This window comes from Methylobacterium cerastii (assembly GCF_022179125.1).
In the GTDB taxonomy this organism is placed as follows: domain Bacteria; phylum Pseudomonadota; class Alphaproteobacteria; order Rhizobiales; family Beijerinckiaceae; genus Methylobacterium; species Methylobacterium cerastii.
This window is the reverse complement of the sequence record NZ_BPQG01000101.1, coordinates 1-1,193: the sequence shown is the minus strand read 5'-3', so window position 1 is coordinate 1,193 and position 1,193 is coordinate 1. Positions and strand designations below refer to the sequence as shown.

Below are 1,193 nucleotides of genomic sequence, written 5' to 3'. Positions count from 1 at the left end.
ACCATGGCCAAAGAGAAGTTTGCCCGCACGAAGCCGCACTGCAACATCGGCACGATCGGTCACGTCGACCACGGCAAGACGTCGCTGACGGCGGCGATCACGAAGGTCCTGGCGGAGTCCGGCGGGGCGACGTTCACGGCCTACGACCAGATCGACAAGGCACCCGAGGAGAAGGCGCGCGGGATCACGATCTCGACGGCGCACGTCGAGTACGAGACGGCCAACCGGCACTACGCGCACGTCGACTGCCCCGGGCACGCCGACTACGTGAAGAACATGATCACGGGCGCCGCGCAGATGGACGGCGCGATCCTGGTGGTGTCGGCGGCCGACGGCCCGATGCCGCAGACCCGCGAGCACATCCTGCTCGCCCGCCAGGTCGGCGTGCCGGCGCTGGTGGTGTTCCTGAACAAGGTCGACCTCGTCGACGACGCCGAGCTGCTCGAGCTCGTCGAGATGGAGGTGCGCGAGCTGCTGTCGAAGTACGACTTCCCCGGCGACGACATCCCGATCACCAAGGGCTCGGCCAAGGTCGCGCTCGACAACGGCGACAAGGCGGTCGGGCACGACGCGGTGCTGGCGCTGATGAAGACGGTCGACGACTACATCCCGCAGCCGGAGCGTCCGATCGACATGCCGTTCCTGATGCCGATCGAGGACGTGTTCTCGATCTCGGGCCGCGGCACGGTGGTGACGGGTCGCGTCGAGCGCGGCATCGTCAAGGTCGGCGAGACGGTGGAGATCGTGGGCATCCGCGACACCCAGACCACGACGGTCACGGGCGTCGAGATGTTCCGCAAGCTGCTCGACCAGGGCCAGGCGGGCGACAACGTCGGCGTGCTGCTGCGCGGCACCAAGCGCGAGGACGTGGAGCGCGGCCAGGTCGTGTGCAAGCCGGGTTCGGTGAAGCCCCACACCAAGTTCAAGGCCGAGGCCTACATCCTGACCAAGGAGGAGGGCGGCCGCCACACGCCGTTCTTCACCAACTACCGGCCGCAGTTCTACTTCCGCACCACCGACGTCACCGGCGTCTGCGTGCTGCCGGAAGGCACCGAGATGGTGATGCCGGGCGACAACGTGACCATGGACGTCACGCTGATCGTGCCGGTGGCCATGGAGGAGAAGCTGCGCTTCGCCATCCGCGAAGGCGGACGCACCGTCGGCGCCGGCGTCGTCGCCGCCATCAACGCGTA

General features: G+C 67.7%; 1 protein-coding gene. It reads left to right on the top strand.

From position 1 onward, the window contains the following. Window positions 1-3: 3 nt before the first annotated feature. Window positions 4-1,193 (top strand): elongation factor Tu (tuf, locus tag MFF13_RS24330; RefSeq protein ID WP_147765408.1); only part of this gene is annotated, 1,190 nt, incomplete at its 3' end.